Origin of the sequence: Paenibacillus sp. FSL R5-0749 (genome assembly GCF_038595085.1) — a bacterium.
Taxonomy (GTDB): Bacteria; Bacillota; Bacilli; order Paenibacillales; family Paenibacillaceae; genus Paenibacillus.
Genome location: NZ_CP152005.1, coordinates 5,440,439 through 5,458,200 on the forward strand (window position 1 = coordinate 5,440,439; position 17,762 = coordinate 5,458,200).

Consider the following 17,762-nt stretch of genomic DNA (forward strand, 5'->3'; position numbering starts at 1 on the left):
GCTTAGTTCAAACCAAAAGCGGTGTCCCGGACAACTCTGGACACCGCTTTTGTCATTCGTGTAATAAGGATACAACAACCTGCACTATACTTGCGAAGGTCCCGCAGCAATCCATGACAATAACCCGTACGTATGCTTGCAATCTGCCGTACGCGACACTTCAAGCACTGCTTCATCCTCACTTTGCGAGAGCAGGGAAATCTGGAATCCCCGATCATTGCTCATACCCACAATCACATAATGTTCTGAAGCAAATGACTCTTCAAAAACAACGGTTACCTCTGTGCTTCCTTCACTCTCTGGCAGGACAAAAGCTTCCATTCCGAATTGTTGTACAACCGGTTGCTTGCTTACGCTGCGAACGGGTTGGAAGGCCAGATGTTTGGCCTGAACTGCCCCCGATTGCAACTGGCTGCTGCCTACGGCATCATTACACAGATGCTCCTGTGTAACCGATTGTTCACTTAACACAAACTCCGTCGTTCCAGCGTTCTCCTGTGACTGTTCAAGCTGCGGTTGCTGAGCCTGATCTGCCTGTTCTGTGGTGAACAAGGCCGCCTCTGGTTCGCCAAGCTGATCACTTGGAGATAGCAACTCTTGTTGTTGCTCCGGCTCCTGATTCGATGTCTCGTGAATTTGTGATTCTTCCAGAACAGGACCGGGTATTCCCTCGACCAAGGTCTGCTGTAAAGGCTCTGCTGCTTCGCTCTCCGTTTGAATTAATCCCTCTTGTCTTCGGATCGCTGCCAGTTGCTCCAGCGTTTCTCCACTGAACTGACGAATCGCATTCCATATCTCTTCGCTCAAATGCGCCGGACCTACAATCCCTGCATTCAAGTGATTGGAAGTAATACTCTGATCACTCAGTTTGCTGCCGTTCACGCTGCCATCGGCCAATTTGGCACTAGTGACGGACCCATTTTGCAGATGAACACCGCTTACCGCTTCTTCTTCCAGATGGGTTGTGCGAATACTGTGTTCTTGAATATGTTCAGCAAGGATCGATCCATCCTGAATATGCCGAGATTGCACACTGTTGTCTGCCAAGTGGATAGCCGATACAGCACCTTCAAGCAATTTATTACCGTTAACACTGCCGTCCGCCATTTTGGCACTTGTTATGGAACCATTGTGCAGGTGAATCGCACTTACCGATTCCGCTTTGAGGTGAGAGATCCCAATGCTGCGCTCCTGAATATGGTCAGCATGTATGGCTCTCTCCTGGATATGACGGGATTGTATACTTCCATTTGCAATGTGGACATCCGACACCGCATCTTCAAGCAATTTGCTGCTGCATACACTGCCATCGGTCAGTTTGGCACCCGTAATGGACCCATCTTGCAGATGAACCGCACTTATTGCTTTTTCCTCTATATGGGACGTACCGATGCTATGCTCCTGAATATGATCAGCAAGGATTGCTCCTGCCTGGATATGGCGAGTTTGCACACTTTCGGATGCGATATGGCTCCCGCATACAGCATCATCGAGCAATTTGCTGCCGTTTATGCTACCGTCAGCCAATTTAGCACTTGTGACCGATCCATTTTGCAGATGAACGGCACTTACCGCTTCCTCTTCCAGATGGGTTGTGCCGATGCTTCGCTCCTGAATATGATCCGCATGAATGGCTCCTGCCTGAATATGCCCGGATTGTACACTGTCCGATGCGATATGAATCCCCGATACCGTGCCTTCGAGTAACTTGCTGCCCGTTATACTGTTATCCGCCAGTTTGGCACTCGTGACAGATCCATTTTGCAAATGAATAGCACTTACCGCTTCCTCTTCCAAATGTGCCGTGCCGATGCTCCGCTCTTGAATATGATCAGCATGAATGGCTCCTGCTTGAATCTGACGGGATTGCACACTATCATCTGCCATGTGGATATCCGATACCGATCCTTCAAGCAGCTTGCTGCCCGTTACACTGCCGTCGGCCAACTTCGTACTTGTGACAGACCCATTTTGCAGATGAATGGCACTTACCGCTTCCTCTTCCAAGTGATACATGCCGATGCTGTGCTCCTGAATATGGTCAGCCAGGATTGCTCCTTCCTGAATATGGCGGGATTGCACACTTTCGGATGCGATATGGATTCCCGACACCGCATCTTCGAGCAATTTGCTGCCGGTTACACTGCTGTCGGCCAGTTTGGCACTGACGACGGACCCATTTTGCAGATGAACGGCACTTACTGCTTCCTCTTCCAGATGGATTGTGCCGATGCTTCGTTCCTGAATGTGTCCAGCATGAATGGCGTCTGCCTGAATATGCTCGGATTGCACGCTTTCGGATGCAATATGCATCCCCGATACCGTACCTTCGAGTAACTTGCTGCCATTTATACTGCCGTCCGCCAGTTTGGCACTCGTAACAGATCCATTTTGCAGATGAAACTCACTCACGGACTCCTCATCCAGATGAATTGAGCCAATACTGCATTCTTGAATATGATCAGCCAGGATTGCTCCTTCCTGGATATGACGCGTTTGCACACTTTCGTTGGCAATGTGGGCAGCCGATACTGACCCTGTGGCCAATTTGCTGCCATCTACACTACCACTCGCTAGTTTGGAGCGTGTTACGGATTCATCCTGCAAAATAATCGTACTTACCGCCTCTTCTTCCAGATGAGACGTTCCGATGCTGCGTTCATGGATATGATGAGGAAGAATTTCACCGTCCTGAATATGACGGGAATGTACAGCTCCTTGCTGCAGATGAACAGCACTTGTCGACTCTGCCTGGAGATGCAAACCACTGATCAAACCTGGCTGAAGATGAGCCGCTGTAATGGATAAAGGGGCCAGATGGTCTGTTTCGACAGATCCAGGTGCCAAGTGATGTGATGTGACCACCTGTTCAGCAATATGCTCCGCATGAATGATGTCTGCCTTCAGATGCTGTGAGCTTATTACTTGAGTTCCCAAATGTTCAGCTTTCACGCTGCCTTCAGCCAAATGCACGGATTGTACTACAGATGGCTGCAAGTGCTCGCTACCTACAGCACCCTGTTGCAGTTCTGTCCCGGATACCGAGTCTGCTGCCAAATGGTCCGCACTTACGGACCCGTGCCGAAGTTTGTTTCCCGTAATACTTCCATCAGCAAATAATTCCGGTGTGCGTATTTCCTCCGACAAATGTTCCAGGGAAACGGCATGCTGCTTCAGGTGATATCCGCGAATCGTTCCGGCTGGAATATGTTTGGCGTTAATACTTTCTGCCATAATTTTGGAAGAAGTCACGCTCCCGTCTGCCAGTTTAGCTGACGTAACTGCAAAATCCGCCAGTTTATCTGTGGCAACACTCTCTGGTGAGAGCTTCGGTGAGGTAACCGCATGATCGGTTAGATGAGGTGGAAAAACGGACCCGCCAGCCAACTGGGCTGAAGTTATACTGCCAGGAGCCAATTTTTCCGTTGTGACCGCCGCCCGTGCAATAGCATCTGTTTCAACACTGCCTGGTTGAAGATGAGGTGCGCCTACGGCATGTTCTGTCAGATGATCTGATTTCACTGCATACGGCCTCAGGGCCTCGGAACCCACACTCCCTGGAGCGAGATGTGTACCTGTGACTCCACCGTTCGCAAGATGCGAGGAACTAACACTTCCCGGGGCAAGCACTCTGCTGCTCACCGATGCCGTTCCAAGCTTTTCTGTTGTCACACTTCCATCCGCGAGCTTAACATCTGTAACAGCAGCATCCTGCAATTCATACGTACCTACGGAGGACTCTGCAAGATGCCGCTCAGATACTACGCCATCTGCGAGAGCATCTCCGGATACACTTCCTGTCGACAGATGAGTTGCCTCGATGCTTCCACTAGCAATATGAATGGAATGAATTGCGGAATTATCCACATGTACTGGCGTGATTCCCCGATTTGCAATGTGTTCCGCACGAATGGAACCTTTGGCAAGATGTTTACCCTGTACGGCTTCATCCGCAATTTTGGAAGAAATGATGCTTTGATCAGCGATCTTGGAAGCCGTAATGGATTGCTCCAGCAATTTTGCTGTTCCAACAGACTGGTCTGCTAGCTTGCTGCTGGTTACTGCACCTTCCGTCAAATGCTCACTGCCCACTTCTCCATTGCCAATCTGTTCCTTGCCAACGGCATGAGCACGAATCTGGCTTGAACCGATTGAACCGTCTAGTAGATGTCTTCCACTTAGTGAACCCTCAGCCAAATGTCTAGTTTGTATGGACCCATCCTCAATCTGGTCACTTCCAATACTGCCACTCGATAGTTGTGAACGGCCGACAGCCCCTTCTGCCAGATGAGTCTGTTTAACAGCACCTGCCTGAATATGGTGAGACTCGATGGATAGTTCTTCAATTTTGCTGCCTGTGACAGCAGCTTCACGGATTTTGGATGTAGTCACCGCATCATCAGCCAGTTTGGAAGTATGCACTGCTCCTCCGGTGAGGTGCCTTGTATCCACGCCGCTAATCGCGATCTTGTCTCCAGTTACGGCATGATTCTTGATTAACTCTTCCGTTACCAGCATGCGGCTGAGATGTCTTGTGCCGATCGAACCATCGGCAATTTTGGTCGAATCGATGACCTGATTGCCAAGCTTCTGAGAAGTAATACTGCCATCTCTGATTTTCTCGCCGGCAATAGAAGCATTTCGTATTTTGTGACCAGATACAGAACCGTCAATTAAGTGCTCCTCAGATACCGACGCTTCTGCAAGTTTCGCGGAAACAATGGCCCCGTCTGCAATATGAATGCTGGTCACTGCATAATCCTGCAATGCTTCACTGCCAACCGCATCCGGTTTCAGCTTGGAGGCATCTACAGAGAAAGGAGCCAGTTTGCTCTCCGTAACAGCAAATTCACTCAAATCATCCGTGTAGATGTAATGTCCGGTATGACCCGGCATCTGGTTCTGGTTCAGGATCTGCAGCCGATCCCTGTTTGTGATCTCTTGTTTATTGATGTCCTGCTTGTTAATGTCCTGCTCTTCTACCAGAGCGGGCGGAGCCACGCTGCTAACCTGAAGCTGCTTTTCGGAGTCATCTTGCGTCTCAACTTCCTTACTATCAGACGCTACGTGGTCCGTCTTGATTTCGGCTTCGGCCTCTAGCTCCACCAACTCGTTCATTGTTGCAGGTAGTTCTGTTGATTCTAGCAGGAATTCTTCCGAAGCCTGAACAGCTCTCGAATCCCTTTTATTCGTACTCAATCGCTCTTCCCTATTCACAGTGAAACCTGAATTCATCTTATCTGCCCTGCGATCCGTCAGTTCCAATTCCTTGAATTTTGGGCTCACATGCCGCAGTTTCGGCGTCGGAACCTTCTTTTTGCCATTTTTACTCATGCAGCTTGCTCCTTCCTCAAACGTTCATCTCCGGCATCATATGCTTCCATATGGGCATCTGCCACTTCATTTATGACTTTTGCGAATGCCAGAGCACCAATGTATAGGCATCAAGACAGGAAGGTTCGATGAACTTCGTGGAAATAGGCGTGTCAGGATGGTAGAGGAAAGGCGGCTGTCCACGCCCCCGTCCCAATCATGTCATAGAATATTATGTCTATGTCGTGTCTGAGAACTCCTGAAGTACATCGTTCACCGTCTTTTCTCCCCGTGCTGCGGCACTTTCCCTTGCTTGGAACGAAAATTCGGCCAAACCTGCTTCCTTCGGAGTTTTCAGTCATGACCTAAGCTAACGCTCGTGCATAGCGATGCACTTACACACCGGTCTGCGTTATCGCGATGTCTGAGCCATGCGGTGACAGGCCGGCATTCCATGAATGGACGATCCATGGTCGCGATAACATCGAAGGAGGAACGGTCATGCTTCAAGAAACGATCGGTATTATGTTCGATTCACGCATGTACCGGGGGATACCGGCCGGAAGGACCGGTCAGGAATCACTCGCGAATTATGAACAGGCAGCGGCCAGTTTTGGATTAACCCCCTGCTTTTTGCGGCTGGAAGATATTGATTCGGATCAAAAAACATGTTTAGCCTATGTAAAAAAAGAAGGCAGATATGTTCGCGAACGCATGTTATTGCCCTCCGTCATTCATAACCGTTCACTTCAGCTTCGACGGACAGAACAGCATCAGATCAGCAAGCTAATGTTGCAGGGCATTCAGGTATTCAACGTTCGCAACCGGTACCGTAAAGATCACATTCATGACATGCTTCATCAGGATCTCATCTTAAGAGAACACCTGCCCCATGCCGTTAAAGCTACGCCAGAATCTCTGGCCTATATGATGGAACATTATGATGACCTGGTCATCAAACCATGCAGCGGTAGCATCGGTCATGGTATTATGCGTGTCTTTGAACGAGATGGACAGTGGAAACTAACCTGTGAGACGAAGGCTGCACGTAGAGGATGGGCAACCTTCCGATTGAGCAAAGGACAGCTTCCTTCCTCCACCCTAAGGCGGATCTTTCGTCATGCCTACCTCATTGAACAGCGTATCCCTCTGGTGCGTTATGAGGGCAGACCGGTCGATCTGAGGGTATCCGTACAGCGTGGCGGTGATGGCTTGTGGGGAATTACAGGCATGTTTGCCAAAGCGGCTCCTGCGCATACGTTTGTCACCAACATCGCCCAAGGCGGTAAAGTCATGAAACTTGCAGAGGCTCTTGGTGGGGCAGTGGAATCCGAATTTGATCTAGCCCGACTGGAGCACAGAATTGAATTCGTTGCACTCCGAATTGCCCGTATATTAGCGGCCAGTCTTCCACATCTGGCTGATCTGGGCCTTGATCTCGGGATAACGCGCAATGGCCAGATCTATTTTATTGAATGTAATGGACGCGACCAGCGTTATGGATTTCGCAAGGCGGGAATGTCGGAACAATGGAAGACAACGTACAGCAATCCCATGGCTTATGGTCGTCTGCTGCTGGAACAGAATTCGAGAATTCCAAGACAACCGCAGACATACGATAGGAGATCATATTGATTTCGTGTGCATTCTGTGTCAATATTATGCAGAACGGCCGGTCTTGCCGGCCTTGAAGTTCGCATTAACCCTAAGGGGGATATTCATGGCAAAAACGCTGTTGCGATTAATGACCGAGCTTTCTTCGCGCAAATGGATCTCCCGGACTGTGGGAGCCTTCTCCAAAAGCCGGGGAAGTAAGGCATTTATCCCTTATTTTGTCCGGACCTACGACATCCCTGTTCAGGAGGCCGAGAAAGATTGGAAGGAATACCGTTCACTGAACGATTTCTTTACCCGCAAGTTAAAGCCGGGCATGCGCCCGTTGGAACTTTCAGAGCATGCACTGATCAGCCCGGTAGATGCCAAGATTACGGCAGCCGGTCCAATATCTGCAGGGACACTCCTGAATGTTAAGGGACAAAATTATACACTTGCTGAATTATTAAACCATTCTCCCCATTTGGAGAAGTACAAGCACGGATACGGATTCGTTCTCTATCTCAGCCCTCGCGACTATCACCGCATTCATGCACCTGTCAGCGGCCGCAAAATAGAGAGCGAACACATCAAGGGCAAAGTTTATCCCGTGAATGACTTTGGGCTGACCCATATGAAATCCGTGCTTAGTCGAAACGAGCGGCTCATTACGTATATCGCACACGATTACGGTGAAGTGGCGGTTGTCAAAGTGGGTGCAATGAACGTGAGTAGCATACAGTATGCTAACGCGGACACAAGTACCTGGGCACAAGGCGATGATCTGGCCTATTTTGAATTCGGTTCCACTGTTGTTCTGCTCACGCAGAGTGGTACATTTGAACCAAAACCAGGCCTACAGCCAGGCGATTCGGTCAAAATGGGTGCATTGCTTGGACGTTTGAAACCGAAGAATTAATGGTCCATACGCAAATAAAGAGGATGGCGCAGCACCTGTAACCAGGTATTGCGCCATCCTCTTTATGTCTTCATATCGATCCATGTATACATGCAATACGAAGCTTCGCTCCGTCATTATTGGTCTGCTGAGTTCTCCTCAAAACCACACATCTTGCAAGTCTTCTGCCGGTTTGACGCGACGCAGACGGTTCCGGAAAATATTGCATCCCTTCGTAGAGCATCCCCGGTTGCGGACCCGACGTTTTCCGTTCATCACAAGTTCCCCCTTTTGGTCATCTGGAATGCTAGATATTTACCCTTGCGTTCCAGACTTGAAACGTTGTCATGTTCTTCCCATCCGAATTTTAACGAATCTCGGACGGGCTTTTGCCTGTATACTGCTTGAACTGACGACTGAAGAAGAAAATATCCCGGTATCCCAGAGCATCTGCCACTTCGGTCACATTCATGCCGGTATGCACCAGCAGATGTTCCGCCCGTTCAATACGCATGCGGATAATATAAGATTGCACCGATGATCCGACCAGTTCCTTGAACTTGATCGAGAAGTACCGGGGCGATAAGCCCGCTCGGGCAGCCAGATCTTCCACCCGATGTGTAATCCCTGGATGCTGACGCACATAATTGGCGACCTCCTGGATAACATCGGACAACTGGTTGCTTACCTTTTTCTCCACAGGTTCTTCCGTATCGGCGCGCAGCAAATGAATCATCAACTGCTTCAGAATCAATCGACTCTCTTCATCACGTCCGTACACATCCGATAAGAACAGTCTTACATAACGTGCCAGCAAGTGCTCAAATTCCACCGTTTCCTGTACCTCACGATAGGACTGAGGCACATCAGTCACAGGTCCGTCCACATCGAAGTGAATATACGTAAGTACCAACGGTTTTTGTTTATTATGTGTTGCAGTAGGATGATCTCCTGGCCTGAATAAAAAACAACTCCCCTTGCCAACTTCATACGACTGGTCATTCAGTACAAGCGTTCCTTCACCACTCCATACATAAAATAAATCATAGTTTTGCATCGGTTTTTCCCGCTTCTGCCACTTCCAGCCCGGTTCACAGACAATTTTGGCGACAGCGGGCAAAATAACAAATGATGACGGCGATGCCTGCAGCATGTCGCCACTCCCCCTTGATAGTTAATCTCTCTGCATATGGCATCATTCTGATCTGAATCTCACATCTTCAATCAAGGCCATATGTATTTCAGCATCTAGCATCATTCAATCCAACTTGCTCATATATGATCTCTGCTCTTACAGGAGCGAAATGTCTTATCCTATTATACAGCGGAATTCACCGAAACGAAAATGTGCACTTCTCCCAGGCTATCCGCATTCGCCGGATTCCCTCTGTCATCTCTTCTTTCTCCAGATGTGCAAAAGCAAAGCAGGCCGCCGGATGACCTGAAGTCAGCCGATATCGCTCTGCATCCCGAAACAGTATGCCATCCTCCCGAGCGAACTTTTTAAACCGCTGATAACTGTCTGCATCGCCATTCCAGGTAGCGTAGATATGCAGTCCTGCATCACCAAGCTGCATCTTGAATGCTTCCGGCAACTGTAGCTCCATCTCTCGGACAAAAAAATCATGCCGTTCCCCGTATAACCGGGTTAACCGCCGTAAGTGCCTCAGGTAACCCCCTCTGGTCATAAATTTGGCCAGTGCGCGCTGCTCCAACAGCGCGGGAGGTACCGGCTCATACAGCGCCTTGGCAGCAAGGAGAGGTTCCACCAGACCAGGTGGCAATACGGCATAGCCAAGTCGGAACGAAGCAACCATCGTTTGTGAGAATGAACCGACATAGATGACGCGTTGTTCACGATCAAGCACTTTGAGGGGTTCAATTGGTCTTCCGCCCCATCGGAATTCACTGTCATAATCGTCTTCGATAATGACCGCATTCCGCTTCGAGGCCCACGCAAGCAAGGCACGTCTTCTGTCCAACCCCAGCACGGCACCTGTTGGAAACTGACGGGTAGGGGTGACAAATAACGTCTGTGCCTCCCAAGGCTGCGGAATAATGCCTGCAGCATCCACATCTGCCGGGATGATGTACCCACCACAGGACCTGACGGCATGGGCGATACCCGGATAACCCGGATTCTCCAATACAACTGCTGCATTCTCCGTAATCAGCAGTTGAGACAGTAAGGTTATGCCTTGCATTGACCCACTGAACAATACAATCTGAGATGCTTCAGCCTGGATGCCACGAGTCCATCTGAGATGGGAGGCGATGGCCTCACGCAGTTCCGGATCACCAGCTGCACCGCTCGATTCTCGCCAACCACTGCGATGAACAGCAGCGAGCGCACTCTTCCATTCCCCTAGCGGGAAATGTTCGGCAGGCATGCGCTGCATTTGAAAATCAATGACGGACGGCTTCGGTGAAGACATTGTGGTCCGCAGGACCTCATGTTGCGTATTCAACCTCTGTACCCGCTCGCCCCAGGGAGACAGACTGAGAACGGCTTCCTGTTTCTCATTTTCCTGGGCGGATAATGTTTCGGTTACAAAGGTACCTCTTCCCCGATGCGCATGGACATAACCATCCGCAAGCAGCATGTCGTATACCTGAGCTACCGAACCACGTGACATCTCATATTGCCTTGCCAACTCACGGGTGGAAGGAAGTCTTGTACCTCCCACCAATGTGCCTGCATGAATGGCATCACGTAACGCATGGTACAATGCCTCATACTTGTATCGATGCTGAAGTTCATAGGTATCCATCGGCAGCCACAATTCCATCATGCACCTCTCTTCATTCGTCTTCATTATGTATCCTGACCAATTGGCCTACTAAAGTGAATCTAAATTGGATCTATTTCATTGTCAATGTATGAACTATTGTTATCCATAAGATATGGCGTTCTATTATACATTTCATTGATGGGGGAATACACATGAGACGGAAAGAATTCACAGTAGATGAAGAACAAGAAATTACGGCATTTCTGGATCAGTGCTCCTTCGGGTTTCTGGGGACGGTCAGTCCGGATGCACAACCACGGGTTACGCCACTGAATTTCGTTTATATGGACGGTTGCTTTTATTTCCACGGCAGTCTGGCTGGCGAGAAGATGAAACAGATCAAACAGGATTCGTCGGTCAGTTTCACGGTAGCTGAAGAATTCTCCTTGATTCCATCCTATTTCAGTGATCCTGAGCTTGCTTGTCCGGCGACTTCATTCTTCAAAAGTGTCATGGCCTTCGGTCAGGCAGAACCGGTTAAGGATCTGGACATTAAGGCTAAAGTACTGCAACGATTCATGGAAAAACTCCAGCCGCAAGGCGGATATGTAACGATTGATGCTACTGACCCGCGTTACACAGGCAACCTCAAAGCTGTAGCCGTTGTAAGAATCATCCCCGAACGAGTCACTGCCAAATTTAAATTCGGACAAAATTGGTCCATTGAACGCTTGGATCATATACGGGGTGAACTGGAACAGCGCAATGAGGGACGAGATGCTGAAACCGCTGAGATGATGCGGAAATATTGTCCATTTCATCAGCAATAAATTTCATTTTCAGAGGATTCATCCAAGGATAAATTCAGCTAATTCCCACCTCGAAACCCTCTGCAACAACGCGGTAAAGTGATATAACTGTCATATTGCGTAATTTCCGTGACGGGGGCATGTCAAGGTGATATAATGTTAGGCAGTTGAATCACAAAGACTTGGAAGGATGAAAAGAATGAATCCACTGGCTGAACAGTTGAACGAAAGTATTCAGACAGGCAGCAGTCACGTCTACTCCATGCTGTCACAGCTTGGCAAAGAAATTTATTTTCCAAAAGAGGGGATTTTGAGTCAATCTGCTGAAGCAGCAAGCTTGGCCAAGACCCATAATGCCACGATTGGTATCGCCCTGGAGGGTGGTGTGCCGATGCATCTCCAGGTTATTCAGGAGAAGCTGTCTGCATTCCAGCCAAAGGATCTGTATCCTTACGCTCCACCTGCAGGCAAACCTGAATTGCGGACCGTCTGGAGAGACAAGATGCTGAAGGAGACGCCTTCCCTGGAAGGCAAAACATTCGGCAATCCGATTGTAACCAATGCATTAACCCATGGACTAAGTATCGTAGCCGACCTGTTCACCGATGAAGGGGACGCTGTCATATATCCGGATAAAAACTGGGAAAATTACGAGCTGACCTTCGGCATCCGTCGTCATGGCCAGTTGGTTCATTATCCCCTGTTCGATGATCAATTGAACTTCAACAGTGACGGTCTGCTTCAGGCGTTGCTTGATCAAAAGGACAAAGGTAAAGCCATCGTGCTGCTCAACTTCCCGAATAACCCTACAGGTTATACGCCTGGAGCCAAAGAAGCAGATGCCATTGTAAACACGATTCATCAGGCAGCTGAAGCTGGCGTGAACGTGGTTGCTGTAACAGATGATGCGTACTTTGGGCTGTTCTTCGAAGATTCCATTCATGAATCCCTGTTTGGCAAGCTTGCCAACATTCATCCACGTGTGTTGACCGTAAAAGTGGATGGTGCAACCAAGGAAGAGTTCGTATGGGGCTTCCGCGTTGGATTCATTACGTATGCCCATGAAGATGCAGCCGTTCTGCATGCATTGGAACAAAAAACACTCGGTATTATCCGGGCAACGATCTCCAGCGGCCCGCATCCTTCCCAGACTTTTGTATTGGATGCACTCAAAGCACCGGAGTTTGAAGCACAGAAACAGGAGAAGTTCGAGATTATGAAAGGCCGCGCCAATAAAGTGAAGGCCATTCTCGATAGCGGAAAGTATGATGATGCATGGGATTATTATCCGTTCAACTCCGGTTACTTCATGTGCCTGAAGCTGAAAGAAGTTGGCGCTGAAGAACTTCGGAGCCATCTACTTCACAAATACGGCGTGGGTACAATCGCGCTTGGTGAAGCGGATCTGCGCATCGCATTCTCCTGTATTGAAGAATCCGGATTGGAAGATCTGTATGAAACCGTCTATCGTGGAGTTCAGGATCTGCGGACGACTTAGTTAAAACAGACCTGAACCCTGAATGATATAAGAACCCTCTGTATGCCGGGACGACGTTACATGTCTCCGAATATATAGAGGGTTCTTTTGGTTCTTTTTGTGTTTTACAACTCGCCAGATATCACTGCTACACCCGGACAGCTGCCCAAAAGCTCGAAATTCTGGCTTTACCGGGCATCGGCCCAATCAGCCCACCCCCAAGGCACATAGTATACGATGTACGCAAGGGCGTGCCAAACAACCACTTGAAAGGGGAATGACCATGTCTGGAGTTGAAGATACAAGAGGCGGTTATGGATGCGGCGGTTACGGAGGATTTACGAACACAGGTGCCATTCTTGTTCTGTTCATCTTGCTCGTTATTATCACGAAATCATTCCTCTGTTAGTACTAAATACACACACATGCGCGGAGAAGCAAGTGATCTGATGGCAACATGAAAAAGGGTATTCCGGGACACAGCCCGGAATACCCTTCTTTGTTGTTCTATTAATGATCACCGTCCAACTCAACCACCATCTGGGCTGGAGTGAGGTACGTTAGGTTCAATCATTCATTCACTCATCTTCCTCTTCCTTCAACCACTTGTTGCCTTGCGAACGGCGCATAATCACAATCACCAGTATGCCCAAAATAAGGGCTACTCCGGTGACAGTCAGTCCACTCGCTCCGGCAGCCAGCATAGGCAGCCACATGAACAACGCAGCCAGCGCATGCAGATGGAATATGAACCCCAACACCTGAGAACGACGACTCTCTCCCGAGATCGGATAGATCATGATCCAGAACGATTCACTATGACTGCGGCGCAGCGCACCAAGCTGTACACCTGCAAGCAACAGGAAGAACAGATACACGCCTACACCAAAGTAGCTGCCTGCTGTCCACCAGGATAGTAACATGCCCAATACAACTAGGCGCAACACGATAGAGAACACTTCGGTTCGAATAAACGTTTTGGTTATTAAGTAACGGTAAGCTTTCCCCGCGTTCCATGGAAGACCGCTCCCCCATTTGCTAAGCCAACGACGCGAACTTACTTTCTGTCCGGATGAAGGTACATCCACGAACCAGCCGAGCGTCCGCATCACCCTGCCAGCCTGCCCCTGCTCCACCTGAATCAGTCGTTCCCACGCTACCCTATGTTTCACCGGTATACGCAAGGCGACGATATAGACGACAGCCAGTAACAGCAGGAACCATATGCTGCGCTGTGGTGGTTGCCACAGCCATGCGCCAACCGCCAGCACTGACAGAGCCCAACGCAAGAGACGATATGCTCTTGATGCCCCGACCTGAACCATTCTTAGCTCTTGCCATGCTCCATAACTGGACAACCCTTTCCACAGCAGCAGGAATACGATGAACCAGCCAAATGGCCGTGCATCCAGATCTGCTCTAACATAGAGAGGCCACAGTGTAACAAACACAAGCAGCAGACCCAGACTTTTATAGATGATGCCCCGGGCAAAGCTGTTCTTCAAATACTCCTGCATCCGGTATTCCTGTGGTCGCAGGAACACAATATCTGCCGGAAGCAGATATGTACGATAACTGCTAAACAGCACCAGTGGCGCCAGCAGTAACAATGCAATCCAGCGAATCGGGAATTCTGCGGGAATGTTCTGAACAAACGATGTATACCAGGCGGAGAACGCAATGACGAGAAATAAAAAGACCATAGCTACACCGCTCTGGATGACATATCCCAGATAAGGGAGAATTCCGTTCCAGAATCCTGTGCGTCTTTGCTTCCATAGCAGCTTGAGATCCATGCTCAATCCCTGCCTTGTACGAGGGAATAGAACATGTGCTCCAGCGTGGCATCCGATTCCCCGAATTGAAGGCGCAATTCATGCAATGTCCCTTGAGCAATCACCTGTCCGCGGTGCAGAACAATAAAACGATCACAGTAATTTTCAATCGTGGACAGAATGTGTGAACTCAGCAGGATGGATGATCCCGAAGCTTTCATCTCAAGCATAAAATCAAGCAAGGAGCGAATACCCAGCGGGTCCAGCCCCAGAAAAGGCTCATCAATAATGTACAGTGGCGGTCCTGCCACAAAAGCACACATAATCATGACCTTTTGCCGCATGCCCTTGGACAGGTGAGTCGACAGACTTGTACTTTTTTCATTCATACGGAATAATTGCAGCAATTTCTCCGTACGTTGTTTGAAGTCAGCCTCCGACACATTGTACGTTCTTGCCGTAAACTCCAGGTGCTCCATTACCGTCATCTCATCATACAGTTCAGGTGATTCCGGTACGAATGCCATGGCCGATTGATAGATCTGGGCATCCTCGTCCCGCTTCTTGCCCATCACTCGTACTTCACCCTGTTGAGGTGTCATCAAGCCGAGAATATGTTTCATGGTTGTACTTTTGCCAGCACCGTTTAAGCCGATTAGTCCAACCATCTCTCCACGTCCGACTTCCAGATCGATACCGTGAAGGACCGGCCGTTTGGCACTATAACCTCCGCTTAGCCCGCTGATTTGCAGAACAGGCGATTGAACATTTTCCATCTATTCCTGCACCCCTTTCGTCAGATTCTATTCTTCGGAGCGTGGCGTTTTGTCTTTACTCCACTTGGGTGCTCCCTTGTTTTTACGATCCTGATCTCGCTCCGTGCGTCCTGTATTGCCAGCAGGTTTGCTGCCCGATGGACGCGAATTGGAAATCGTAGCTCGAGTACCGCCATTGCGGCTGCCCTGACCTGGTTTACGATCTCTGGATTGTCCTGGTTTTCTGGAGAACGAATGTCCCTCCGGGCGCGTATCCGGACGCGGATCAGCCTCCAATACTTTACCGCCGAAGAGTACACGTTCTGACAGTTCGATTCCAAGCTCGCGAGCGAATTTGCGCATAATGAAAATCTGAGTTTCATCCACAATGGAGAGTACAATACCCGAACGTCCCATTCGGCCTGTACGACCTGCGCGGTGAACATAGTGCTCCGAATCAAAGGCAGGGTCATAGTTAATGACCATTGGCAATCCTTCGATATCCAGTCCTCTGGCAGCGACTTCGCTGGCAATCAGCAATTGCAGTTTGCCATTACGGAAGGCAGACAATACGTTACTTCGGGTCACTTTGTCAGCATCCCCATACAGTGCAGCAGCGGACAAGCCCAGATGATTCATTTTTGCTTCCACTTCACCAATATCTTCGGTTGCATTCACAAATACGATTGCGCGATCCGGATTATACTGTCTAACCAGACGACGCAGCATGTCGATTTTGTTACGGTTTTCTTCTACAAAATAATAATGCTCAAGGCCCGCAGCCGTAGCGCGATCCGGTTCGATTCCGATCTGAACAGGCTCTTTCATCTCACGCTTCGCGAGTCCAGCCGTATGCTCATCAATCGTTGCGGACAGGAAGATCAACTGACGGTCCCGCAATGCGCTCTTGAGTACAAAGTTTACGTCACTTACGCCGCCAAGTTGGAACACTTGGTCCGCTTCATCGATAACAATCGTAGAGACGTTGTGCATTTTCAGTTTTTTGAGTGTAATCAATTCCTTCAGTCGTCCCGGTGTGCCCACAACCAATTGTGGATGCTCACGCAGCTTCTCGATCTGACGTTTTGCCGCCGCGCCACCAATCAGACCCAATACACCAATTTTGCGTTCTTCCCCGTAGCGCTGTGCCTCACGTACAATCTGCATCGCCAGTTCTTGTGTAGGTGCAATAACGAGTTTCTGCGTACCTTTGACATCCATTTTGATGGATTGTAGCATTGGCAGGAGATATGCCAGCGTTTTCCCTGTTCCCGTCTGGGATTTGGATACAACATCCCGGCCTTCCAGAATAACCGGTATAGTCTGAGCCTGTACAGGTGAAGGTTCGTTAATGCCATGTTTCGCCAAAACAGCCTCCAGATCCTGTTCCACGCCAATTGAAGCAAATGTTTGATTCGTCATGTATGTCCATCCTTTTAAATTATTCATTTTGATGCTAGCCCTGCTTGTACGGATATAACCGAAGCCTGTCATCACATTACCTTTCATTATATGCGAAAAAAGCCCGTGTACCAAATCTTATTCCAGAATTGTATGTACACACGCCAAAAAAAAGAAAAGCCCCTCGGAGGAGCCTTTCTTTCATCCCGTATATGATGCCTCGTATCACATTTACTTCTGATTCATTACACCGTGCGACAATCGATCTGCAAGACGAGGAAATAGCTGGTACAGCCATATGCCAGCAGAAGCAAGTCTTGGCAGATTCACTTCTTCCTTGCGCTTTTTCATTGCCCGAATCATATGACCCGCAACATCTTCCGGTTTCAACATCATCCAACGTACATTATTCACATAATTGCCAGATGGGTCAGCCCGTTGGAAGAATGGTGTATCAATCGGACCTGGATTAATCGTTGTCACCATGACGCCAGTCTTGCGAAGCTCTTGACGAAGCGCATTACTAAATCCGAGTACAGCATGTTTCGTTGCTGTATAGGAAGCGGATTTGGCTGTACCGATTTTGCCAGCCATCGAGGCCACGTTCACAATCTGACCTTTGCCCCGTTCCAGCATTTGTGGAAGCACTGCTTTGGTGCAGCGGACAATGCCCATGTAATTCACGTCCATCATCTCATCGAATTCCTGTACAGACATCTCCGTCATTGCCGCGAATTTCCCGTAACCAGCGTTGTTCAACAAAATGTCGATTCGTCCGTATTTATGCAATATTGCCTCTACAGCTGCCTGAACCTGCTCACTATCCGTAACATCAAGTGTGAGTAATTCATGCGGCCCTTTCAGCGAAGTACCAATCTCTTCCAGCTTGTCCCGCGAACGGGCAGCCAGAATCGGGATGGCTCCTTCTTCTATCAGCATCTGCGCACACAGCGCACCGATACCACTCGATGCACCTGTAATAAACACTACCTGGTCTTTCAGCATACCC

12 protein-coding genes are annotated in these 17,762 nt (G+C 49.1%); 5 read left to right on the plus strand and 7 right to left on the minus strand.

Annotation, left to right across the window (positions count from 1 at the left end; all coding sequences use genetic code 11):
• Nucleotides 1-84: 84 nt before the first annotated feature.
• Entirely contained in the window at nt 85-5,334 is a 5,250-nt protein-coding gene (locus MKY85_RS24310) for a WIAG-tail domain (protein WP_342570972.1), read from the minus strand.
• A gap of 480 nt (nt 5,335-5,814) precedes the next feature.
• Here MKY85_RS24310 and MKY85_RS24315 point away from each other — a divergent pair, with 480 nt between their 5' ends.
• Nucleotides 5,815-6,948, plus strand: a complete 1,134-nt coding sequence (locus MKY85_RS24315) for a YheC/YheD family protein (RefSeq protein ID WP_342570973.1) — start codon at nt 5,815-5,817, stop codon at nt 6,946-6,948.
• Between the two features lie 85 nt (nt 6,949-7,033).
• On the plus strand, nt 7,034-7,825 hold the full coding sequence (asd, locus tag MKY85_RS24320; RefSeq protein WP_339237400.1) for an archaetidylserine decarboxylase: 792 nt from the start codon (nt 7,034-7,036) through the stop codon (nt 7,823-7,825).
• 346 nt (nt 7,826-8,171) lie between these two features.
• Here the strand turns inward: asd and MKY85_RS24325 are convergent, their stop codons facing one another.
• Nucleotides 8,172-8,957 carry an AraC family transcriptional regulator gene (locus MKY85_RS24325; protein WP_105601246.1) on the minus strand — a complete coding sequence of 262 codons (786 nt, stop codon included), beginning with the start codon at nt 8,955-8,957 and terminating at the stop codon, nt 8,172-8,174.
• Nucleotides 8,958-9,135: 178 nt separating this feature from the next.
• A complete protein-coding gene (locus MKY85_RS24330; protein ID WP_342573472.1) occupies nt 9,136-10,593 on the minus strand; it encodes a PLP-dependent aminotransferase family protein in 1,458 nt (485 codons plus the stop codon).
• Between the two features lie 155 nt (nt 10,594-10,748).
• Between MKY85_RS24330 and MKY85_RS24335 the strand changes: the two genes are divergently transcribed.
• From MKY85_RS24335 to MKY85_RS24345, 3 genes are all read left to right on the plus strand, one after another.
• Nucleotides 10,749-11,366 (plus strand): pyridoxamine 5'-phosphate oxidase family protein, encoded by a 618-nt coding sequence (locus MKY85_RS24335; protein WP_342570974.1) that lies wholly within the window; start codon nt 10,749-10,751, stop codon nt 11,364-11,366.
• A gap of 178 nt (nt 11,367-11,544) precedes the next feature.
• Nucleotides 11,545-12,843, plus strand: a complete 1,299-nt coding sequence (locus tag MKY85_RS24340) for an aminotransferase class I/II-fold pyridoxal phosphate-dependent enzyme (protein ID WP_339257188.1) — start codon at nt 11,545-11,547, stop codon at nt 12,841-12,843.
• 262 nt (nt 12,844-13,105) lie between these two features.
• Entirely contained in the window at nt 13,106-13,231 is a 126-nt protein-coding gene (locus tag MKY85_RS24345) for a YjcZ family sporulation protein (RefSeq protein WP_206759599.1), read from the plus strand.
• A gap of 169 nt (nt 13,232-13,400) precedes the next feature.
• Here the strand turns inward: MKY85_RS24345 and MKY85_RS24350 are convergent, their stop codons facing one another.
• From MKY85_RS24350 to MKY85_RS24365, 4 genes are all read right to left on the minus strand, one after another.
• Nucleotides 13,401-14,618, minus strand: a complete 1,218-nt coding sequence (locus MKY85_RS24350) for an ABC transporter permease (RefSeq protein ID WP_342570975.1) — start codon at nt 14,616-14,618, stop codon at nt 13,401-13,403.
• 2 nt (nt 14,619-14,620) lie between these two features.
• Nucleotides 14,621-15,373: an ABC transporter ATP-binding protein gene (locus tag MKY85_RS24355; RefSeq protein ID WP_342570976.1), complete on the minus strand. Its 753-nt coding sequence runs from the start codon at nt 15,371-15,373 to the stop codon at nt 14,621-14,623.
• 27 nt (nt 15,374-15,400) lie between these two features.
• Entirely contained in the window at nt 15,401-16,774 is a 1,374-nt protein-coding gene (locus tag MKY85_RS24360) for a DEAD/DEAH box helicase (protein WP_339237413.1), read from the minus strand.
• Nucleotides 16,775-16,984: 210 nt separating this feature from the next.
• On the minus strand, nt 16,985-17,758 hold the full coding sequence (locus MKY85_RS24365) for an SDR family oxidoreductase (protein WP_342570977.1): 774 nt from the start codon (nt 17,756-17,758) through the stop codon (nt 16,985-16,987).
• Nucleotides 17,759-17,762 lie beyond the last annotated feature (4 nt).